This window comes from Evtepia sp., from assembly GCF_056797215.1.
The window spans coordinates 17,815-38,862 of sequence record NZ_JBQILM010000008.1 but is presented as its reverse complement, the minus strand read 5'-3'; the positions used below and the strand labels follow the sequence as shown (position 1 = coordinate 38,862).

Annotated in this window: 24 protein-coding genes; 20 read left to right on the top strand and 4 right to left on the bottom strand. The window is 59.7% G+C overall.

Features of this window, described 5'->3' with window-relative positions:
* Positions 1–17 precede the first annotated feature (17 nt).
* The 7 genes from ACTOZL_RS03170 (at position 18) to ACTOZL_RS03140 (ending at position 4,740) form a co-directional block, all read left to right on the top strand.
* The gene (locus ACTOZL_RS03170; protein WP_482476634.1) at positions 18–1,091 is read left to right on the top strand and encodes a hypothetical protein; all 1,074 of its coding nucleotides are present in this window, start codon (positions 18–20) and stop codon (positions 1,089–1,091) included.
* Between the two features lie 322 nt (positions 1,092–1,413).
* The gene (locus tag ACTOZL_RS03165) at positions 1,414–1,938 is read left to right on the top strand and encodes a hypothetical protein (protein WP_482476633.1); all 525 of its coding nucleotides are present in this window, start codon (positions 1,414–1,416) and stop codon (positions 1,936–1,938) included.
* Between the two features lie 175 nt (positions 1,939–2,113).
* Positions 2,114–2,701, top strand: coding sequence for a hypothetical protein (locus ACTOZL_RS03160; protein ID WP_482476632.1), 588 nt, complete (start codon positions 2,114–2,116; stop codon positions 2,699–2,701).
* A gap of 124 nt (positions 2,702–2,825) precedes the next feature.
* Positions 2,826–2,990, top strand: coding sequence for a hypothetical protein (locus ACTOZL_RS03155; RefSeq protein ID WP_482476631.1), 165 nt, complete (start codon positions 2,826–2,828; stop codon positions 2,988–2,990).
* A 159-nt stretch (positions 2,991–3,149) separates the two neighbouring features.
* Positions 3,150–3,554 carry a hypothetical protein gene (locus ACTOZL_RS03150; RefSeq protein WP_482476630.1) on the top strand — a complete coding sequence of 135 codons (405 nt, stop codon included), beginning with the start codon at positions 3,150–3,152 and terminating at the stop codon, positions 3,552–3,554.
* Positions 3,555–3,770: 216 nt separating this feature from the next.
* A complete protein-coding gene (locus ACTOZL_RS03145) occupies positions 3,771–4,238 on the top strand; it encodes a hypothetical protein (protein ID WP_482476629.1) in 468 nt (155 codons plus the stop codon).
* 70 nt (positions 4,239–4,308) lie between these two features.
* The gene (locus ACTOZL_RS03140) at positions 4,309–4,740 is read left to right on the top strand and encodes a hypothetical protein (protein ID WP_482476628.1); all 432 of its coding nucleotides are present in this window, start codon (positions 4,309–4,311) and stop codon (positions 4,738–4,740) included.
* 87 nt (positions 4,741–4,827) lie between these two features.
* Here ACTOZL_RS03140 and ACTOZL_RS03135 read toward each other — a convergent pair whose 3' ends face one another.
* On the bottom strand, positions 4,828–5,325 hold the full coding sequence (locus ACTOZL_RS03135; protein WP_482476627.1) for a hypothetical protein: 498 nt from the start codon (positions 5,323–5,325) through the stop codon (positions 4,828–4,830).
* A gap of 300 nt (positions 5,326–5,625) precedes the next feature.
* Between ACTOZL_RS03135 and ACTOZL_RS03130 the strand changes: the two genes are divergently transcribed.
* Together ACTOZL_RS03130 and ACTOZL_RS03125 are read left to right on the top strand one after the other, a co-directional pair.
* Positions 5,626–5,898, top strand: coding sequence for a hypothetical protein (locus ACTOZL_RS03130; protein ID WP_482476626.1), 273 nt, complete (start codon positions 5,626–5,628; stop codon positions 5,896–5,898).
* Between the two features lie 146 nt (positions 5,899–6,044).
* Complete coding sequence (locus ACTOZL_RS03125; protein WP_482476625.1) at positions 6,045–6,443, top strand: hypothetical protein; 399 nt, start codon at positions 6,045–6,047, stop codon at positions 6,441–6,443.
* Between the two features lie 285 nt (positions 6,444–6,728).
* Here the strand turns inward: ACTOZL_RS03125 and spoIIP are convergent, their stop codons facing one another.
* Entirely contained in the window at positions 6,729–7,832 is a 1,104-nt protein-coding gene (gene spoIIP / locus ACTOZL_RS03120; RefSeq protein WP_482476624.1) for a stage II sporulation protein P, read from the bottom strand.
* A 72-nt stretch (positions 7,833–7,904) separates the two neighbouring features.
* Between spoIIP and ACTOZL_RS03115 the strand changes: the two genes are divergently transcribed.
* The 3 genes from ACTOZL_RS03115 (at position 7,905) to ACTOZL_RS03105 (ending at position 9,332) form a co-directional block, all read left to right on the top strand.
* Positions 7,905–8,777, top strand: a complete 873-nt coding sequence (locus ACTOZL_RS03115; protein WP_482476623.1) for a YihY/virulence factor BrkB family protein — start codon at positions 7,905–7,907, stop codon at positions 8,775–8,777.
* A gap of 85 nt (positions 8,778–8,862) precedes the next feature.
* On the top strand, positions 8,863–9,081 hold the full coding sequence (locus ACTOZL_RS03110) for a hypothetical protein (protein WP_482476622.1): 219 nt from the start codon (positions 8,863–8,865) through the stop codon (positions 9,079–9,081).
* Complete coding sequence (locus ACTOZL_RS03105; RefSeq protein ID WP_482476621.1) at positions 9,078–9,332, top strand: type II toxin-antitoxin system RelE family toxin; 255 nt, start codon at positions 9,078–9,080, stop codon at positions 9,330–9,332. Before ACTOZL_RS03110 ends, ACTOZL_RS03105 begins: the two co-directional genes overlap by 4 nt.
* 57 nt (positions 9,333–9,389) lie before the next feature.
* Here the strand turns inward: ACTOZL_RS03105 and ACTOZL_RS03100 are convergent, their stop codons facing one another.
* Both ACTOZL_RS03100 and ACTOZL_RS03095 read right to left on the bottom strand, forming a co-directional pair.
* Positions 9,390–9,830: an FMN-binding protein gene (locus ACTOZL_RS03100; protein ID WP_482476620.1), complete on the bottom strand. Its 441-nt coding sequence runs from the start codon at positions 9,828–9,830 to the stop codon at positions 9,390–9,392.
* The gene (locus ACTOZL_RS03095; RefSeq protein WP_482476619.1) at positions 9,827–11,824 is read right to left on the bottom strand and encodes a methyl-accepting chemotaxis protein; all 1,998 of its coding nucleotides are present in this window, start codon (positions 11,822–11,824) and stop codon (positions 9,827–9,829) included. The genes ACTOZL_RS03100 and ACTOZL_RS03095 overlap by 4 nt, the downstream gene beginning before the upstream one ends.
* 321 nt (positions 11,825–12,145) lie before the next feature.
* On the opposite strand from ACTOZL_RS03095, the gene ACTOZL_RS03090 reads away from it, so the two are divergent.
* From ACTOZL_RS03090 to ACTOZL_RS03055, 8 genes are all read left to right on the top strand, one after another.
* Positions 12,146–14,143 (top strand): DHH family phosphoesterase, encoded by a 1,998-nt coding sequence (locus ACTOZL_RS03090; protein WP_482476618.1) that lies wholly within the window; start codon positions 12,146–12,148, stop codon positions 14,141–14,143.
* An 83-nt stretch (positions 14,144–14,226) separates the two neighbouring features.
* The gene (gene rplI / locus ACTOZL_RS03085) at positions 14,227–14,676 is read left to right on the top strand and encodes a 50S ribosomal protein L9 (RefSeq protein WP_482476617.1); all 450 of its coding nucleotides are present in this window, start codon (positions 14,227–14,229) and stop codon (positions 14,674–14,676) included.
* A 22-nt stretch (positions 14,677–14,698) separates the two neighbouring features.
* The gene (dnaB, locus tag ACTOZL_RS03080) at positions 14,699–16,051 is read left to right on the top strand and encodes a replicative DNA helicase (RefSeq protein WP_482476616.1); all 1,353 of its coding nucleotides are present in this window, start codon (positions 14,699–14,701) and stop codon (positions 16,049–16,051) included.
* Positions 16,035–17,414, top strand: coding sequence for a tRNA lysidine(34) synthetase TilS (tilS, locus tag ACTOZL_RS03075; protein ID WP_482476615.1), 1,380 nt, complete (start codon positions 16,035–16,037; stop codon positions 17,412–17,414). The genes dnaB and tilS overlap by 17 nt, the downstream gene beginning before the upstream one ends.
* Positions 17,411–17,950, top strand: coding sequence for a hypoxanthine phosphoribosyltransferase (gene hpt / locus ACTOZL_RS03070; RefSeq protein WP_482476614.1), 540 nt, complete (start codon positions 17,411–17,413; stop codon positions 17,948–17,950). Before tilS ends, hpt begins: the two co-directional genes overlap by 4 nt.
* A 58-nt stretch (positions 17,951–18,008) precedes the next feature.
* Complete coding sequence (gene ftsH / locus ACTOZL_RS03065; protein ID WP_482476658.1) at positions 18,009–20,036, top strand: ATP-dependent zinc metalloprotease FtsH; 2,028 nt, start codon at positions 18,009–18,011, stop codon at positions 20,034–20,036.
* A gap of 167 nt (positions 20,037–20,203) precedes the next feature.
* On the top strand, positions 20,204–20,578 hold the full coding sequence (locus tag ACTOZL_RS03060) for a type II toxin-antitoxin system RelE/ParE family toxin (protein WP_482476613.1): 375 nt from the start codon (positions 20,204–20,206) through the stop codon (positions 20,576–20,578).
* Positions 20,562–20,840, top strand: a complete 279-nt coding sequence (locus ACTOZL_RS03055; protein WP_482476612.1) for a helix-turn-helix domain-containing protein — start codon at positions 20,562–20,564, stop codon at positions 20,838–20,840. The genes ACTOZL_RS03060 and ACTOZL_RS03055 overlap by 17 nt, the downstream gene beginning before the upstream one ends.
* Positions 20,841–21,048: the final 208 nt, after the last annotated feature.

Here is a 21,048-nt window from a genome sequence, read left to right as displayed (position 1 = left end):
AAAAAAGGGATGATCCTATGAACTTTGATATCAAACTTACAAGCATCACCATAAAAAAGCCCTCCGCGCCCCCTGGCTCTGTGAAGCCAGTGGGCGCGGAGGCGGACGACACCCGCGTCACCTACTACAGAGGCGACCCGGAGTTTGACCGCTTTGAGCACGCCCATGACAAGCCGTTCTGGACGCCTACAGACGAAAGAGGGCTGCCCAAAAATTTTGTGGGTCCGGGGTCTATGGGGACATCTGTCTCTGGCATGGACTTAAGCCACCAAGTTTTAGATACCTTTGAACAGTACTACCGAGGCCAAACCAGTGCGTCGGCTGTGGAACAGAAGTTGACCGAGGTTGTGGAGGATTTGAAAACTGCCTACGTCAACAAGGGATATGACCCTGCTGACTTTATGCAAAAGCTCATTGAAGATGTCTATAATATATCGCGGCTGGGAAACGTGCATGGCGCTGCGATAGGCAGTTGGTACGATGGGAAAGAGGTACTCAAGCAGTTCAAGGGGGCCAATGAGTACTCCGGATACTACGTCTATTATGACGCTAAGTATTATTATCAGTCTGAGGACATGAAGGATACTTTGCAAGATATTGCGTGGAAGCTGGCGGAAAAACACGGGGTTACGGAGCTGAACCTTCCCACAAGTTACCCCGACGGAGACGTGCGCAAAGGTCTGTATGAAAACTACAACGCGGCCATCAATGACCGGATGCGCAACGACCAACACATTGGGAATTTCCTCAACGAGGGCTTTGTCCCACCTAAGGATTTCCGCTTCTTCTACCGGATGTATGGCGGGGTCGGCCCCAAGGTTCCGCCACTGCCCGCCCCCACCAATGACATAGAAGGCAACCACGACGACAGCCTGCTGGTTGTCTGGACCAAGAATTGGTCGTATATGGGGCGCATCCCTACGCGTATGAATGCCACGCGATATCCGGCCAGTGTCAACGCCTATGACATCGTCAGCCGCACCGCCGGCAACATCCCCAGGGACGTTGCCGCTGTGCTGCGAAACATGGACTTCTATGCCCAGAACCGGGGGAAGGAATATGAGAGCACACACCCCAGACGCTACCATTAAACACCCATAAAAACAGACCCACTGGCAGGGCCCCGCTGTAAAACGGCAGCGGGGCCCTGGGCGTTTTGGCAGGCCTGGGGCTTTTCTATTGACCACCCTGCCCCCATCCTGTATAATATAGACAAAACAAGGGGGAAAGGGAGGGGAGTCCGATGTGGAAGTGAAAAGGGTCTTCCAGTGAGAACAGGCAGAAAAGAAGAGTCTGAAGCTATGACAGTACATTTCACTGGATATAGAAAAAGACAGGAGTAAACATTAAAAATACAATATCACCATACAAAATAGTAGAATGATGAAAAGAATATCCTCAATAGTATTTATTGTGTGCCTTTGTCTACTGAGTGCCTGCGGCGACGAGTATTGTGTGACAGGGACCATTGCGGAATGCTCGGAGGAGCGGGTGGCAGTTGAGGTAACACACATGACAGACGTGAACGACACAACGGATGTTTCAGGCACTAGGGTGACCTTCCCTCTGTCGGAAACTGGTGTCCCGCCGATTGACGGGGCTGTTGTGGGGGATGTGGTGGAGGTCATTTACCGGGGGAAATTGACCCCCGCTGACAAGGGGGACCTGGATGCCCTGGGGTTCAACTTGGCAACAAAGGAGCTCAGGGCAACGCTTCAAGCCTTTGAGCCGGACTATTTGCTGGTCAGCCCCCTGGAATCAGACCCACTAGCCCAGGAAACCGAGGTTATTAAAGTGCAAATTGATCGAGACGCTCCCCTCAAGGTTCGTGGGGCAGACAAGGGTGATACCCTTCTGATTCCTTACGTTCGGGAATTGGTTCCCGGTTCTCCGCCGCAAGTGGAGGCAATAGACTGGATGATTGAAGTGATTGGATAAAAGATACCCAGGGGTCGCGCTGTGCGGCCCCTGGGCGTGATGTTTCAGTGTTACATGATCTAAAAATATAAACGAATGGATAAAATGCGCCCTTTGAAAGGGCGGGGAGTCCGATGTGGAAGTACCCAGTACATCTACAAATCACAACTTGATGTAATCGGTTAAGGAGGCGACGATGGCAAGAATTTTTTCTATGGCGCTTATTCTGATCCACTGTTTTTGTCCCAGCGTGTACGCGAGCAATTCTAACCATGCCAACGATTTCATAGGAACTGTTGTAGAAGTTTCTGGCGATCGCGTTGTCGTTGCGGTGCCAGATAATCTCTTGGTCCGTCAGATGGCCTTTTCCTTGGAACGGAACAAGCTGAGTAACTACGACGGCGCTGTTGCTGGGGACAGTGTTGTGATTACCTATATGGGGCCGTTGCTTCCTTATTCCGTAGGAGATACCGACGTGCGGTCTTGGGGGGTGGCCAAGAAGGAGATGAATGGAATCTTGCTCTCCCTGGATGAAAGCCAAGTCGTTGTCCAGCCCATGCCGGATGATCCCTTGGCTGGGCAGGTGGAAGAATTGATGTTTTTGCGGAATAACGAGGATTTGAAAAGGGATATTGGGGTTAGTGTAGGGGATTCCGTTTCCGTTACCTATGTCCGCGATGTGATTCCTGGAAATCCACCGCAGATTGAAGCAAAAAACTGGGGTGTTTATGTAGACTTGGATGCTTGGGAAGAAGAACTAATAAAAAACATGGAGGAATCATGATGAAAAAGAAATGAGAATCCCAGAAAATGTTGCAGAAATTATTGCATCATTTTTCGTGAGGGATTTTCAATCTATGCCTGATACCATGTAGACATCAGAAACAGAGATTGCTAATGTTGTAACCATGTATGATGTGGATGGTAGTGTTTCAGCATACTCATGTGAGCTGGAAACGGCAGGAGATGAAACAGGATATGTTGTTATATCTGCATACCCCGACAGCGAGAATGTTATCTTAGAATTTTCTGATACTGCTGCTCCTTTTTTGGCCCCGTTCGGCGATATGTAAGTAGAAGGTTTTTAAGGCCTGCAACGCGTAAGGAGGATTCTTATGATCGATCTGGTTACTTTTGTGAGTGCAGTGCTCTTTCTGGCCACTGGCTATATTCCCGGAGGAAATTCGGAATGTGCAACAGGAACGGTTGTGGCGATTTCGGAGGAAATGGCTGTGGTTGAGATCACGGACCATCCTCTGATATCGGACATCCGGTTTCCCTTCGAGAACACCCTCATGGACCCCAACGACGTCGTCGTGGGGGATCAGGTCAACCTGACCTATGTGCGCAAACTGGTTCCCGCTGACGTCGGGGAGACCGATGTGGGCAGTTGGTGCCTTACACGGAAGTATTTGGACGGCACCGTGGTTTCCATGGACGAAAACCAGGTGGTGGTGCGACCTCTGCCGGAGGACCCTTTGGCGGGACAAGTTGAAACGCTTCGGTTCCTGCGCAACAACAGGGATTTACAGCGGGATATTGGCGTTCAGCCGGGGGATGTGGTTGGCATCTCCTATGTCCGCGATGTGATCCCCGGGAACCCACCGCAGATCGAAGCGGTGAGCTGGGGTGTGTAATGGGAAGTCGGAATTTCACGCCCTGATGCCGAAGGGCCAGAATGCCTATGAGGTGGTGCGGTATTGTGATGCCCTGGGGAAATTTTCCGCTTTGCTGGAAGAGGCCACCGTGTTGCTTCGAGCGGACAATGGAAATTGAGTTGGATGATTGACCACCCTGCCCCCATCCTGTATCATATAGACAAAACAAGGGGGAAAAGGGGAGCTGGTGACGTGATGAGAAAATTTTTAATAAGCTTGCTTCTGCTTGCGCTCGTTCTCTCCGCGTGCGCCCAGGAGGAAACGCTGGCAAAAGAGGGAACACTATGTGGAACCCTGACCGCATTCAAAAGGGAAGGGATTGAGCTTCAGGCGGAAAACGATGCGGCCTATTGTTTTGAACTTCCCCTTGGCCTGGATCTGTCTGCCTTTGCCGTAGGAGACAATGTGTGCGTTGACTACAGGGTAGAGGAAAACCCGGTTGCGTATCACGTTGCGGCGGTGGAACTGGAATGGGGGGAGCTCTTTGTGGTTCGCCCGGATAGCTTTACCATCAGCCTAGGGGGTGGGGCCGCCATGACCTTTGCGTATGGGGAACACATAGATATGGACGCCTTTGAACAAGGAGACCGCCTGTGTGTGGAATATTATGTTGACAACATCCACACCGAGGCCCTTTCGGTTTCAAGGGCGCAAGACGAATAGTATCCCTGTTTGCAGGGCATTTCCTCCATCTTGTTGTCAGAAACCCAAGACGCCCGAAAGGAGGCCTATAATGGACCAATACAACCTGTTTGAGCTGGGGATCATCCTGCTGTTTGGACTGGCGGGGGGACTGCTGATATATGGGCGGCGGGGGCTCCTGCCGGACAGGGAAGCCCGGGCGCGGGGCGTGTTCCTGGCTGGGGGGCTGCTCTGCGGGCTTGTCTGTTGGCTGCGTTTGGATAGTCCGTATTCGTTTCGTACCTATAACGCCGATGATTTCGTATGTCACTATGGCTTCCTGGGGCCGAAGATTGCCATAGTACTGCTGCCCCCGGTGGTACTGCTCCTGGCAGCGGTGCTGCTGTGCTGGAAGACGCGGCGGTTGGCCCAGACGGAGAGTAGGAATGAGATATACCACGGGATGTGGCTGCTCTGCGCTGCGGTCTGTGTGGTGCTGTTTATAGTGGAAACCTATCCGCTGCTGCGAGAGCTGTTGTTCTAATGGGCAGCGTATCATGATAACAACGAGGGGGCTGCGCCGCTATGGCTGCAAGCCCCCTCGTTGTGTTGTGGCAGGCGGGTACGCCCTTCACGACGGCACCCGCCCCAGGGTCCCCACGCTGACCTCCTCCGGGGGTACCCCCAGCATCAGCTGTACCCCGGCGCAGGCCAGCACGTGGAGGGGGGAGGTGTGCCCGCCCCGGGGCAGCAGCAGTTCCTGGCATTCCAGGCAGTCCCCCGCCAGGGTGACCACCTCCCGCTGCAGTGCCAGGCTGATGGCCTCCTCCCCCAGGCTGGACAGGGTCAGGGAGTCCCGGGAGGAGATGCCATAGCTCACCGCCCAGGCGGCAGGGATATCCCCCGCCAGAGGCGACAGCCGCCCCGGCACCAGCAGCGCCCGGCAGGCGGGGGGCGTCACGTCCTTTTCCGCCAAGTCCGGGGAGACCACCAAAAGGTCCGCCGTCTGCCCCGCAGGCAGCTCCCCCACAGGGCACAGTGACACCTGCTGCCGCAGGCCCTCCGGCAAGGTGCCGGAGAGGAAGGTGGAGAGGGCCGGACGGCTCTCTAAGATACCAACGAGATACATAACGCTCCCTCCTTGTTCTTCCCTAAGTATGGCCTGGCAGAGGAGGGTTTATGCGGCAGAATTGACAGTTTCCTGTGGTTTTTGGGCCTTTTTGCAGGGGGGCAACCAGTAGTTGCCCCCAATGTAAACCGAAAGTTGTTTACTTTTTCGAGAAATAATATATATTTTCGGGACATAATCGCTAGGATAGTTTTAATTGTGCGAAAAGCACAAAACAACTTGATTTGTTATGGGTTTTATGATATAATAAAAATATATTGAATTTCATGTTACTGGTAGTGCGAAGGTTTACTAATAATTATGAAACGAATTCCCTTTGTTTTGATTTTTTTGTCTTATCCCTTGTCTTTATTGATGTCGATGCTTTTGACTCTTATAGAAATAGGAATTGGACATTTAGTACTTGGGACAAAGTTAGAAATAATATGGTCATCACTGTACCCCGTTGTTTCTATTGAGAAAGCAAGTATTTTCTTTTTTATCACGTTTAATTTGATTTCACTCTTTTTGCTTTGGGAAAGATGGGAAAAGAGAAAAGCATCTTCTCAAGATGAAAAAGCTGAAAGTGAATAAACGTTGTTTGGCAGGACCTCACTGCGAAGTCACAGTGAGGTCCTGTTTTTGGTAGTTCTTTAACATGAAAAATTCCCCTGGTTCTACCAGGATTATAAAATATCCAAAGTATGAACGATCGTCCCAAACCTCCCTCCTTGAGGGCCGTGCCCCAGTGCGCACACTGGCCGGATGCGCAACGACAACACATTGGGAATTTCCTCAACGAGGGCTTTGTCCCACCTAAGGATTTCCGCTTCTTCTACCGGATGTATGGCGGGGTCGGCCCCAAGGTTCCCCCACTACCCGCCCCCACCAATGACATAGAGGGCCACCATGACGACAGTCTGCTGGTTGTCTGGACCAAGAATTGGTCCTTTATGGGCCGGGTTCCTACGCGCATGAATCCCGTGCTGTACCCAGCCAGCGTCAACGCCTATGAAACCGTCAGACGCGCCGTCTCCAACATCCCCCCGGACATTGCCGCCGTGCTGCAAAACATGGACTTCTATGCCCAGAACCGGGGCCAGGAATATGAGAGCACACATCCAAGGCAATACGCTTAAAACCCTTGATTGCATTCCCATTGGCCTAGGGGGTGACCGCAGTGTTGTTGTGACCCCCACAAGGAAATCACCCGTCACGAGCTGCGCCGTGACACCCTCTTTGGAAAAGAGGGCTTGGGGGTCGGGATTGACAGCGCCTTGCTGCTTGCATATAATAAGTGTGGTGAGGAACCACCATGCAGCGTGTACTTTGTCCCCGGCAGTGGGAAGCCGGTGGTGAAAAAAGTTTAAGCCCCTTGTCTGGAAACAGCAAGGGGCTTAATGTATACAAGGGGAGGCCTGCCCTTATCCGCAGCGCTCCAAAAATACCTTCCCCGCCGCCCGGGCAAAGAGCCGGGCCCCGGCCAGGGCTTCCTCCAAGCTGTTCCCGTGGCTGCCCACCTCCACCAGGAAGGAGCCCTTGGTGAGCTGTTGGTTGAAGCGGGCGGTGCGCAGGGTGATGGGCCGGGCCAGCTGGGGCCAAAGGGAGTTCATCTGCTGCTGCACGGACATCACCAAGGCCAGGTGTTCCGGCCAGTCGGGGAACTCCGCCCCGGCGTCGTCAGACCCCACCAGCATCATCACCTGGGCGGTGGATACCCCGTCCAGCTCTATGACAGGCTTGTAGATGGTGCCGTCGGAGCCCACCAGGGCGTCCCGGTGGATGTCCAGCACCACCTGGATGGTGGGGTGCTGGGCCAAGATGGCCTCAATCCCCGCCCGGGAGCGGGTGTAGGCCTCGTTGTAGGAGGGGTAGTCGTAGAGGGTGGTGTCGTGGATGACATTTAATCCCATTTCCGTGAAAATTCGCGTGATCTCGTCCCCCACCCGTATGATACTATGGGAGGGGTCCGTGGTGCGGGCGGTGCCGCTCTCTGGATAGGGGTCGTCCGGGTTTTGGGCATAGGCCTCTGTGGCGTGGGTGTGCATGATTAGGATTTGGGGCCCCGCCTGGGCGCTGCCCAGGTGGAGGCTGCTGCCCCCTTGGGCAATGGCGTCCAGGTCCACGGTTTTTTCCGTGCGGTTGTACAGGGTGACCCCCTGGCCGTTGAGATAGCCCGTCCCAGACCCGGTGATGGTTTTGGGCTGGATCTGCTCCGGCGTCACCGCGTCCAGCTCCACCTCGTCCTCACCGTCGTCCTCGGCGGTGGTGATCTCCTGGGGCGGCGTCCCCGCCGCCCAGTGGGACAGCAGGGCAGATTCCCCCAGCAGCAGCCGCTGCAGGCGGGGGACCGGCTCGTCCGCCGGGGTGGTTTGGGCGGAGAGGGCGGCAGAAAAGGCGTCCAAGTCGTTGAGGGCCTCCAGGTCGAAGCCGGCGGTGGCAACGGTCATGCCCAGGCCTGCCAGGGCCAATAGGCCCCCCAAGCCCCGCCGCAGCCCCCTGGTGGCGGCCTGCGTTTTTCGTTTCATTTGCATCACGCTCCCGTATCTCCCATGGTATGCGGGGCGGGATGGGGTAAGAACTGGTAGGAGGTGGCTTTTTTGAAGAAGCTGTGGAGCAAGCTGTGGGAGGCAAGGGCTGTGCGCTTCCTGCGGGAGGCCCTGACCCTGTATTTTAGCTGCCGGGCCCCCCAGGCGGCGGCGTGCCTGGCCTATTTCCTGCTGCTGACGGTGTTCCCCATGCTCATCTGCGTGTCCTTCGTCTTGGGGCTGGTGAACATCGACATTGTGAGCCTCATGGAGAGCTTGGGCAGCGTCCTCCCCGACGAGGCCTTGGAGGTCATCAGCAGTTACCTGCGCTATATCTCCTACCGCCAGAGCCCGGGGCTGTTCATTGCGGGGCTGGCGGCGGGGTGGTTCTCTGCGGCGGCGGCCTTCCGCACCATCACCCGGGTGATTTTGGACGTGTATACCGACGTGTCCCAGTCCATGGTCCGGGGGATGGTGGTCAGCGTGGCCTTCCCCCTGGCCCTGCTGCTGACCATCGACCTGTCCATCATTGTGGTGGTCACAGGGCAGCGGACCTTGGAGAGCTTAGGCCAACACCTGCCCTTCCTGGACCAGACCTTGCAGCCCTGGGTGTGGCTGCGCTACCTCCTGCTGTTTTTCATCTTCTACTTATTCGTCCTGGCGGTGTTCGTCATGGCCGCCCCCAAGGGGACGCCCCGGGTGCCCATGATGGTCAGCAGCCTGGTCTGTGCCCTGGCCCTGGTGACGGCCTCCGCCCTGTTTTCCTGGTTCATCGGCCTGTCCTCCCGCTACTCCCTGGTCTACGGCTCCCTGGTGTCCATCATTATCCTCCTGGTGTGGCTGTACTTCTGCGGCCAAATCCTCTTTTTGGGGATTGTGTTCACCAGCGTGTGGTACCGCCGGCGGCCAGACGGAAAACTGGACCTCTGGCGGCATTGGCGGTGAGGAATGGATTGATAGAGGGGGCTGGATGTGGTACAATAAAGGCGTTCCCAGGTATTATGTTCAGACGAAGGGAAGGAGGCTGGCCATGAGCAACCGTGAACGATGCGACGCGATTTTAGACAGCTTCAGCGAGGCCCAATTGGTCAACGTCGCCGCCATGCTCCAAGCCATGCGGCAGACCATTGACGACCTAGAGGATGAGGCCTTTTGCCAGAGGATGATCGAGGACTATGAGCGTGACCCAGATAAGGGAGACCCTATGCCCCTTGAGGATTTTGCCAAGGAGCTGGGGATTCAGCTATGAAATACAGGATTGTCATTGAGCGCCCCGCCCGGAAGTTTATCCAAAAGCAGCCACGGGACCAACAGGAGCGGATCGTGGCCGCACGCTATAAGCTACCCTATGAAGGGGATATCTTTCCCATTCGTGGGCAAAAGGGGCGCTACCGGGTCCGTATTGGCACATATCGGGCCATTTATGACCTTTACCAGGATGTTCTGACGGTCAGTGTAATCAAGGTGGACAATCGGGGCGATGTGTATAAAGGGTTATAATAGAGCAAAAAAGCGGGAGCGATGAGCTCCCGCTTTTTTGTGTTGATGAATAAGCTGTCAATGGCTGGTATCCACAAACACCACGCTGGAATCCCCCTTGCGGGCCTGGTCCAGCACGGCGGCGGACAGCTTTTGGAAGGAGCCGTGGGAGGAGGTGGCGCCGGTGATGGCATTGACCTCCCCTGTGCCCTGGCCCTCTAGGAACTGGCTGGCATAGTTGCGGGTGTACTCGTTGGGATAGGTGCCGTTGGAGTGGAGCATGGTTTGCATGTAGGCATTGTCCCAGCTCTTGATGAAGCCGCTGGCGTTTTCCGCGTTGTACTCCACGGAGATGATGCTCCCGTCCTTGACCAGGATGGTGATATACTCCTTCCAGCCGTGGCTGAACTCGGCGGCCTGGGCGGTGTAGTAGCCGTCCTGGAGGGTATCCTGGCCGCCACAGGCTGTTAGGGGCAGGGCCAGGGCCAACAGCAGGAGAAAACAAAACATCCGTTTCATCGCTTACATTCCTCCTTCAGGACAAATTTGTTCACCTGGGCTTGGAGGGCCTCCGCCTCCCGGGCCAACAGGCCGCTGGACTGCTCCGTGCCGCCGGCGTTTTGCAGGTTCCGGTTGGCGATGGTGGAGATGTTCTCAATGCGCTCCTCCATAACAGACAGGTCCTGTTCCTGGCCCTCCACCGCGGCCACCAGGTGGTCGGCGATGGTGCTGATCTGGCCGGTGACCCGGGAGATGGCTTGGAGGGAACCGGCGGTGTCAGCGGTGAGGATCACCCCGGTCTGGATGATGTCATGGGTGCTGCCGATCATCTGGGTGGCCCGCTGGGCAGCCTGGGCGCTGCGGGCGGCCAACCGCCGCACCTCCTCCGCCACCACGGCGAAGCCCTTCCCGGCGCTCCCGGCCCGGGCGGCCTCCACCGAGGCGTTGATGGCCAGGATGTTGGTCTGGAAGGCGATGTCCTCAATGTCCTTGGAGATCTGGGTGATCTCCTGGGCGTTGCCGCTGATGTCGTCCATGGCGTTGGACAGGGCGGACATGTGGGTGTTGGCCTCCTGGACCCGCTGGGCAATCTCGGCGGATTTGCCCCGGGTCTGGCCGCTGCTCTCAATGACGTTGGAGAGGCGCTCCTTCGCCCGGTGGACCTCCTGCACCAGGGCCTGGGTGGACTGGGTCTGCTCCACCGAGGCCTGGTGGAGCTGGCTGGACTGGCTGTTGAGCTCCTCAGACATATCTGCCAGCCGGGCGGCGGCGGCCCGGAAGCCCACGATGGTCTCGTTGATGGACTGGATGATGGTGCCCAGGCTGGCGCGGATCAGGGCGAAATCCCCCTTGTAATCCACCTGGGGCTCCACTTGGAGGTTGCCCCCGGCCACCTGGGTGAGCACTTGCTGGATGTCTGAAATGTAGCGGTTCACGCTCTCCACAGTGGTGTCCAGGGTCCGGGTGAGGACTTCCAGCTCGTCGCCGGAGCGGACAGGGACCACCGCTGCGTGGAGGTCCCCGTCGGAGAGGGCCACCATCCGCCCGGTTACCCCCTTCACCGGGCGGGAGATGGATTGTGCCAGGCGCAGCACCAGCAGGATGGACACCACCAGCACCACCAGGGTGGCCGCCACCGCCACCAGCATGGCCCCGTTGATCATGGAGCTATAGTCCGCCTTGGGGATTTGGATCACCAGGGACCACTGGGTCCCCCGGATGGGGGAGAAGGCCACCAGCATGGTCTCCCCGTCCACGGGGAACTCCGCCGAGCCGGTCTCGTCGGTGACGATGCGCTCCATGGCCTCCTGGTTGTCGCCGCTGAGCTGGCCCAGGGTGCCGCCCCCTTGGACCAGGGCCTGGTCCGGGTGGCCGGTGATGGTGCCGTCGTGGCCGACCATATAGGCGGTGCCGTGGCGGCCCAGGTTGATGCTGCTGATGACATCGTTGAGGGTATCGTATTTATACACGCCCACCAGGTACAGGACGGTTTCCCCACCGGCCTTGACGGGCATGCCCATGGTGACGCCCAGGCTGCCCTGGAAGCGGGTGGAGCTGTCGGTGGTGAGATTGTCTGTCTCTTGGAGCAGGGAGAGGAAGCTGCCGTCCAGCTGCTCCGGTGCGCCGCTGATGCCCTGGACCAGCCGACCGTCCAGGCTGTACAGGGCGATGGTGTGGAGTTCATAGATTTCGGCGGCCTCTGCCAGCACCGCCTGGCGGCTGCTCCGGGGGTCGGCGTCGCCGGTGGGGGCCATACGGGGGTCCCCCGCCACGGTCATCATCCGGTCTGCCAGCATGTGGATGTTGGCCTCCACGGTCTTGGCGGACTGCCGGGCCATGGGCTGTAGGCTGTCCAACAGGATGTTGTTGGCCAGAAATTGCATGGAAATGGCCATGATCACGCAGCAGATGACCACCAAAATCAGGATGTTAAGGGTGGTGTTTTTCAGGATCCTCCCATTGAGGCTCCGTCTGGTCTCCCGGCTGTGGGAGTGTGTCTGTTTCCCAGCCACGGTTTGATCGCTCCTTTTCCTGCGCGGGGCAAGGGGTCAGAGGATCCGGGGGAGAAGGGCTGCGCCCCTGGCTGCCGCGCTGATGATGGTGACAGAATCTATGTCTGTTCGCCCCGTAGTATACCACAGTCTCCGCCGGGAAGGAAGCCCCCTTTTCCCAAAATCAAGGGAGAAAAACCGGGGGCCTGGCGGGGCCTCCGCCCCCTGGCAGATACGACAAGGTTCCTCCTTGTAACCGGGGGAAAACTATGGTATAATATTTCATCACACTACACTTCCACCCCGGCCGCCCCGGCGGCCCAAGCCCATGGAGGCGCAATGATGCAACAGAGCTTTACCAAAACAGTATCCAGCCTGACGGATACCGGGATGCGGGTGATGCTCGTCACCTGCCTGGTCTTTGCCGGCCTCACGGCGATGTTCAATCCCTGGCTGTCCTTGGGGGAGGTGGCCGCCCTGGTGGGGGTGTGCCTGGTGCTGCGCGCCAGTGCGGCCCGGCGCAGGAGTGCCCTGCTGTCCTACCTGGACACGGTGACCAGCGACGTCAACTGTGCCTCCCGCCAGACCATGATCGCCTCCCCCCTGCCCATCCTCATCCTGCGCCCGGACGACGAGGAGATCATTTGGAGCAACAGCCGCTTCCTCCGGCTCACAGGGGATAAGAACCACATCTTCGAGACCAAGCTCTCCGCCCTGGTGCCCAACTTCCAGACCCAGTGGCTGCTGGACGGCAAGCACCTGTGCCCCGAGCCGGTGCAGGTGGGGGAGCGGTACTATCTGGTCTACGGCAACCTGGTGTGCGTGGAGGGGGAGAGCGAGTTTTTGGCCACCACCTACTGGGTGGACATCACCCGCTACGCGGGCATCGACGAGAAATACCAGCGCAGCCGCCAGGTGCTGGGCATCATCCAGGTGGACAACTACGACGACCTGGCACGGGGCCTAGAGGAAGGGGAGCGCTCCGCCCTGCGCTCAGAGATCAACAACCATATCGCCGACTGGCTGGACCCAGTGGGGGGGATGCTGTGCCGCTACAGCCGGGACCACTACCTCTTCCTGCTGGAAACCGGCAGCTTGCAGGAGCTGCAGCGGAAAAAGTTCGCCATCCTGGACGACATCCGCCGGGTGCAGAGCCCCAACGGCGTGGCCGCCACCCTGTCCATCGGCCTGGGCCTGAGCGCCCCGGACCCCAAGACCCTGTTCCAATATGCCTCCCTGGCCCTGGACATGGCCCTGAGCCGGGGCGGGGACCAGGTGGTGCTGAAAAACGGCGACAGCTTCTCCTTTGTGGGGGGGCGGTCCAAAGAGGTGGAGCGGCGCACCAAGGTGAAGAGCCGTGTGGTCGCCTCCGCCCTCTCCGAGCTGATGGCGGGCACCCAACAAGTGCTCATCATGGGCCACAAGTTCCCGGACCTGGACGTGGTGGGGGCTGTGGCGGGGGTGTGCGCCCTGGCCCGGAAGCGGGGGGTGAGCGTCCACGCGGTGAAGGCCCCCGGCCCGTACCCAGCCCAGGACATGGCCCGGAGCCTGATGGCCCTGCCGGAATACAAGGGGGTGTTCCTCCCCGCCGAAGAGCTGCGGCACCTGGCGGGGCCCAACACCCTGCTGGTGGTGGTGGACACCAACCGCCCCGAACAGACCCAGGACCCGGAGCTGCTCAAAACCGGGGCCCGGGTGGCGGTGATCGACCACCACCGCCGGGCGGCCTCTTACATCGAGAATCCGGCCCTGAGCTTCCACGACCCCTACGCCTCCTCTGCCAGCGAGCTGGTGACGGAGCTGGTCCAATACGCCCTGGACAGCGGCGACCTGCTGCGCACCGAGGCGGAGGCCCTGCTCTCGGGCATCGTGCTGGACACCAAGAGCTTCACCATGCGCACCGGCAGCCGGACCTTTGAGACGGCGGCCTTCCTGCGCAAGTCCGGGGCGGACATCAACCAGGTCAACCGCCACTTCCAGAACGGCCTAGAGGATACCCTGCAAAAATACAGCATCATCCAGAGCGCCCAGACCTACCGGGACAACATCGCCATCGCCTCCACCGCCGCCAAGGTGGAGCGGATCATCGCCGCCCAGGCGGCGGATGAGCTGTTGAAGATTGCGGGGGTGGACGCCTCCTTCGTGCTCTTTGCCGAGGCGGGGCAGCTCTACCTCTCCGCCCGCTCCCGGGGGGATGTGAACGTCCAGGTGATCTGCGAAATGCTGGGGGGAGGCGGCAACGCCGCCACCGCCGGGGCCCAGTTCCCCGGCCAGACCATGGAGCAGGTGCTCCCCGCCCTCACCGGGGCCATCGACCAGTATTTCGACGAGGACAGCTAACCCAGGGGCCGGGCCGCCATTGGCGGCCCCTACCATAGAAATCAAAATAGAAAGAAACCACAATCGAATGGAGGACATGAACGATGAAAGTCATTTTACAGCAGGATGTGAAGGGCCAGGGCAAGCGGGGGCAGTTGGTAAACGTCTCCGACGGCTACGCCCGGAACTTCCTGTTCCCCAAAAAGCTGGCCGTGGAGGCCAACGCCGAGAACGTGAACACCATGAAGATGCAGGACAAGGCCAAGAAGGCCCAGATGGCCGCGGAGAAGGCCGAGGCAGAGGCCGTTGCCAAGCAGCTTAAGGACGTGGTGGTGAAAATCCCCGCCAAGGCCGGGGCCAACGGCCGCCTCTTCGGGGCGGTGACCTCCAAGGAGGTCTCCGACGCCCTGCAGGCCCAGCACGGCATCGCCGTGGCCAAGACCAAGATCGTCCAGGAGGAGCCCATCAAGGCCTTTGGGGCCTACCAGCTCAAGTGCAAGCTGGGCTATGAAATCTCCGGCACAGTGCATGTGGAGGTTTTGGAAGAAAACTAAGGGGATCGGGAGGTGAACATCCATGGACGAATCCCTGCTGCTGCGGCAGATTCCCCACAGTGTGGAGGCGGAGCAATCCGTCCTGGGCGCCATGCTCATCGACCCCCGCTGCATCCCCGACGTGGTGGAGGGGCTCACCGGGGAGGACTTTTACCTGAAAGCCAACCGGGAGATTTACCAGACCATCTATGGCATGTTCAACTTCTCCGCCGCCATCGACCCGGTGACGGTGTTGGAACAGATGCGCCGCGATGGCGTCTATGACGAGGCCAACTCCCGGAGCTATATCCTCCAACTTATGGAGATTACCCCCACGGCGGCCAACGTCATGGAGTACGTGCGCATCGTCAAGGACAAGTCCCTGCTGCGCCGGGTGTATGACACCGCCGGGGAGCTGACCTCCCTGGTCCAAGAGGGGGGCGAGAGCGCCCAGGCGGTGCTGGACTTGGCGGAGCAGCGGATTTACGCCATCCGCCAGGGCCGCAGTGCCCAGGGCTTGGAGCCCTTGAGCAAGATTCTGGTGGACGTGTGCGACCGCCTCCAAGAGCTCTCCGCCTCCGGATCGGAAATCCCCGGTATGGCCACCGGCTTTGGGGACCTGGACCGGACCCTCACAGGGTTCCACCCCACGGAGCTGGTCCTCCTGGCCGCCCGGCCGGGCATGGGCAAGACCTCCTTCGCCCTGAACATCCTGCTCCACGCGGGGAAGTTCTCCAAAAAGGCGGTGGTGTTCTTCTCCCTGGAAATGAGCCGGGAGCAGTTGGCCACCCGGCTGCTGTCCAGCGAGGCCTTTTTGGACAACAAAAAACTCATGACCGGGCGCTTAAACCAGGACGATTGGGATAAGGTCACCCTGGCGGCCACCGCCCTGTCCCATACCTCCATCTACATTGACGACAACCCCAGCCTTTCCGTGGCGGACATGAACGCCAAGTGCCGCCGGATGGAGAACTTGGGGCTGGTCATCATCGACTATTTGCAGCTGATGCAGTCCTCGGGCATGGGCCGCAGCTATGCCGGGGAAAACCGGCAGCAGGTGGTGGCGGATATCAGCCGGGCCTTAAAAATCATGGCCAAGGAGCTGCGGGTACCGGTGCTGTGCCTGTCCCAGCTCTCCCGTGCCAACGAGAGCCGGTCGGACAAGCGGCCCATGCTCTCGGATTTGCGGGAGTCCGGGGCCATTGAGCAGGACGCCGACGTGGTGATGTTCCTCTACCGGGAGGACTATTACAATAAGGACAGCGACAAGCACAACCAGGCCGAGTGCATCATCGCCAAGAACCGCCGGGGGGAGACCACCACCATCCCCCTCCAATGGCTGCCGGAGTTCACCACCTTCTCTTCTGTGGAAAACAACTATGAAGAGCCCTACTGAGCTCCCCCGCCAGGTGCTGGCCTTTGGGGACGGCTTTGGGATGTTCCCCCAGGGAGGGACCATCCTGTGTGCCCTCTCGGGCGGGGTGGATTCCATGGCCCTGCTCACCCTGCTGCTGGCGCTGGCGGAAGGGCGGGGGCTGAGGATTCACGCCGCCCACTACAACCACCAGCTCCGAGGGGCGGAATCCCAGCGGGACGCGGCCTTTGTCCAGGACTGGTGCCGGCGGCAGGGGGTCCCCCTGCACCTGGGCCAAGGGGACGTGGCCGCCCAGGCCGCCCGGACAGGCCGGGGCATTGAGGACACCGCCCGTCAGCTGCGCTACGTCTTTTTGGAGCGCACCGCCCAGGGCTTGGGGGAGGGCACGTTGATTGCCACCGCCCACAATGCCAATGACAACGCCGAGACGGTGTTGCTCCACCTGCTCCGGGGCAGCGGCCTGGACGGCCTGACGGGCATCCCGCCCCGGCGGGGCAGGCTGTGCCGCCCCCTGTTGGAGTGCCCCCGGGAGGTGTTGGAGGCATATTTGGCCGCCCAGGGGGTCCCCCACGTGGAGGACAGCTCCAACGCCGACGTGACCTATCGCCGCAACCTGCTGCGGCGGGAGGTGATGCCGGTGCTGGAACGCCTGAACCCCAGCTTTTCCCGCCGCCTGGCGGCGAACCTGCGCCACCTGCGGGCGGACCGGGACTGTTTGGACGGCCTGGGCCAGGCGCTGGTTCAAGGGGGAGAGCGGACGCAGGAAGGGATTGCCCTTTCCGTCCAAGCCCTCCGGGAGGCCCCCCGCCCGGTGGCCATCCGGGGGGTGAAGGCGGCGTTGGCGGCGCTGGGCCGCTGGGAACACAGCGCCGCCCATTTGGAGGCGGTGGTGGAGCTGGCCCTGGGGGATAAGCCCTCCGGGCAGATAGACCTGCCCCAGGGGCTCCGGGTGCGGCGGCAATACGGCCGCCTGCTCTTTGCCCTGGGGGAGGCAGAAGCGCCGCCGCCGCCTATGGAGCTCCCCGGCCCCGGCCAGTACCACTGGGGGGATTGGACCCTCCGCATCACCCCCGCCACCTGCCCGGTGGAAGGGGAGGGGTGGTATCTCCGGGACCCGGTGTTCCCCCTGACCCTCCGCCCCCGGCAGACCGGGGACCGGCTCAAGCTCCCCCGGCGAGGGGAAAAGAGCTTGAAAAAGTGGTATATCGACGAGAAGATTCCAAAAGCCCAGCGGGACAGCCTCCCGGTGCTCTCCGACGCCCGGGGGATGCTGGCCGCGGCAGGGCTGGGGCCCCATGCCCCCCGGCTGGCAGCGGCAGGGGAGGCGGCGGTGTGTCTCGTCCTAGAGAGAAAGAAGATAGAGAGGAAGGAACAGCAGCGATGATGGAAGAAGATATGAAGGCGATCCTCTATACCAAGGAAGAAGTGGCGGCGCGTATCCAGGCCATGGGGGAGCAGCTCACCCGGGACTACCAGGGGGAGCTGCCCCTGGTGGTGGGGGTCCTGCGGGGCTCCTTCATCTTTATGGCGGATTTGGTGCGCAGCATCCAGACCCCCCTGGAGCTGGACTTCGTGGCCGCCTCCTCCTATGGCTCCTGGGCGGTGAGCACCGGGACGGTGGAGATGCGCCTGGACCTGGAAAAGGAGATCATCGGGCGGCATGTGCTCCTGGTGGAGGACATCTTGGACACCGGGCGTACCCTGTCCAAGCTGGTGACGGAGCTGAAAAAACGCCACCCCGCCTCCCTGAAGCTCTGTGTGCTCCTGGACAAGCCGGAGCGCCGGGTGACGGAGATCGAGGCAGATTACGTGGGCTTCACGGTGCCCGACGAGTTTGTGGTGGGCTGCGGCCTGGACTTCAACCAGAAGTACCGCCAGCTCCCCTACATCGGTATTTTGAAACCCAGCATTTACCAATGATGCAGCAAAAGGATGTGATGGATTGAAGCGAAATGCAAGCCCCCTGCGGGCTCTGATTATGGTGGCCTGCCTGTTGGCCCTGGTGTTCTGCGTCACCACCCTGTTCCGGGACTCCAACGATAAGCCGGAGTACAGCTATGGGGAAATCCGGGACCTTTTCGAGCAGGAAAAGGTGATGGAGGTGAAGGTGGAGGAGGATACCCTCACCCTGTTCCTGCGGGAAGCGGTGAACGGCAGCCATACGGTGACCTATTCCCTCTACAATTTCCAGCTCTTCTATGATGATTTCAACGACCTCCTGGTGGAGCAGTACCGCCAGGGGATCATCAAGCACTATGATTACCCCGACAGCCCCTCCCCCACCTGGCTCAGCGGCATTCTCACCTGGGCGGTGATCCTGGTGGTGGTGGCGGTGCTGTGGTACTTCCTCTTCCTGCGCCGGGCCCAAGGGGGCGGCGCAGGCGTAGGGGGCGCCAGCCAGTTCGGCAAGGCCAGGGCCCGGACCCTGGCAGAGAGCGGCCGCAGCGTGACCTTCTCCGATGTGGCCGGGGCCCAGGAGGAGAAGGAGGAGCTGGCGGAGGTGGTGGACTTCCTGCGCCAGCCGGACCAGTACACCAAGCTGGGGGCCCGGATTCCCAAGGGCGTGCTGCTGGTGGGCCCTCCGGGCACCGGTAAGACCCTGCTGGCCCGGGCTGTGGCAGGGGAGGCAGGCTGCCAGTTCCTGTCCATCTCCGGCTCGGACTTCGTGGAGCTCTATGTGGGCGTGGGCGCCTCCCGTGTCCGGGACCTCTTCGACCAGGCCAAGAAAAACTCCCCGGCCATTGTGTTCATCGACGAGATCGACGCCGTGGGCCGCCAGAGAGGCACCGGCCTGGGGGGCGGCCACGACGAGCGGGAACAGACCCTGAACCAGCTGCTGGTGGAGATGGACGGCTTCTCCTCCAACGAGGGCGTGATTGTCCTGGCGGCCACCAACCGGGCGGATATCTTAGACCCCGCCCTGCTGCGCCCGGGGCGCTTTGACCGCCAAGTCTATGTAGGCCTGCCGGACATCAAGGGCCGGGAGGAAATCCTCCGGGTCCACGCCCGGAACAAGGCCCTGGGGGATGATGTGGACCTGCACACCATCGCCAAGGCCACCGCGGGCTTCACCGGGGCGGATTTGGAAAACCTGCTCAACGAGTCCGCCCTTCTCACCGCCCGGGCACACCGGCCCTTCATCCGTATGGACCTGGTCCATGAGGCCATGTTGAAGGTCATTGCCGGGCCGGAGAAGAAGAGCAAGGTGGTCTCGGACCGGGCCAAGCGGCTCACCGCCTACCATGAGGCAGGCCACGCCGTGGTCATCCACGAGTTGGAGACCCAGGACCCGGTGCATCAGATCACCATCATCCCCCGGGGCGCCGCCGGGGGCATGACCATCTCCCTGCCGGAGGAAGATAAGGCCTATCAGGCCAGAGGGGAGCTGCAAGAGAGCATCTCCACCCTCCTGGGTGGCCGGGTGGCGGAGGAATTGGTGCTGGGGGATATGTCCACCGGCGCCTCCAACGACCTCCAACGGGCCACCGCCATTGCCCGGAGCATGGTGATGAAATACGGCATGAGCGACCGCCTGGGGGCCATCTCCTACGACAGCGACCAGGAGGTGTTCATTGGCCGGAGCATGTCCCAGGCCCGGAGCTACTCCGAAGAGGTGGCAGGGCTCATCGACGAGGAGGTCAAAAAACTCCTGGACCAGGGCTACCAGCGCTGCCAGGAAATCCTCAACAGCCACCGGGAAGAGCTGGAACGCACGGCGGAGTATTTGTTGGAGTTCGAGACCATGTCCGCCGAGGACTTCGCCCTGGTGTTCGACGACCCGGAGGCCCTAGAGCTGCGCAAGGCAGAGGAACGGGAGGAACGGGAGAAACGAGCCCAGGTGGAGGCCCAGGAGCGGGAGCGGATGAAAGCCCAATGGGAAGAGGAGACCGCCAAGCGCCTGCGGGCCGCGGACGAATTGATCAAGGATCACGTCCAGCTGCCGCCTTTGGATGAGGAACCACCAGCCAAGGACAGCAAGGACGACCAGCCGCCGGACCCGTTTTGAGGAAATAGAATAAGAAACCGAGAGGGCCGCACACAAGCGCGGCCCTCTCGGTTTGTCTAGCCTTAGGAGAACCAAGGCCGGGAAGCCCCTTGTCTTTTGATAGCATTTATGCTATCATGTGGGTACAAAAGCAAAGCCGAATTGGAGCACATAAACTGATGTATACCGTGGAATTTTACGAAACAGAGGACGGCAATTCTGAGCTCTGGACATTTCTGGAAACCCTGCGGAAAAAAGCTGCCACCAGCAAAGATGCCCGCATCCAGTATAAGCAGATCAGCCTATACATCCAATTGCTTCAGGACAATGGCACCCGTCTAAACGAAAGCATCACGAAGCACCTTCAGGACGGCATCTGGGAACTGCGTCCTGGCAGGAACCGCATCGTCTATTTCTTTTATGAAAACGATACCTTTGTCCTGCTGCATTCATTTCTCAAAAAAACCCAAAAGACACCAAAGCGTGAACTGGACCGCGCCAAAGCGGAACGCGCCGACTATCTGGCCAGGAAGGAGCGAGAGCAGAATGAAAACGTGGAATGATTACAAGGAGCATGTAAAAGCAGTTGACCCGGATTTTGCCAAGGACCTGGAGGAGGTGGAGGGAATTTCTGCCATCGTCAGTGCCATGGTGGCACAGCGCACTGCGCTGGGCCTGAGCCAGCGGGACCTGGCTGCGGTGTGTGGGATTCCCCAATCCTCTGTGGCCCGGATCGAAGCCTGCAAAACCACGCCCAACCTGGGAACATTGCTGAACATCCTTCAGCATCTTGGACTGCAATTGACGGTAACACCTGCGAACTAAGACCAAGCGGCAAAAAAGACGTTTTGCATGAGCGCGTGTTCTGTGAATGCAGCCAACATAAAGACGAGGAATGTAGCGCAGATCGACCAGATTTGTATAGACTTTGCCGTAGAAAGTTTCATTCTCTATGCCCCCCTTTATCGTATCTTACTATGATACATGATACCTTAAAATGGTGGGGAGAGCAACGGGTGATTTGTGGAAGGTG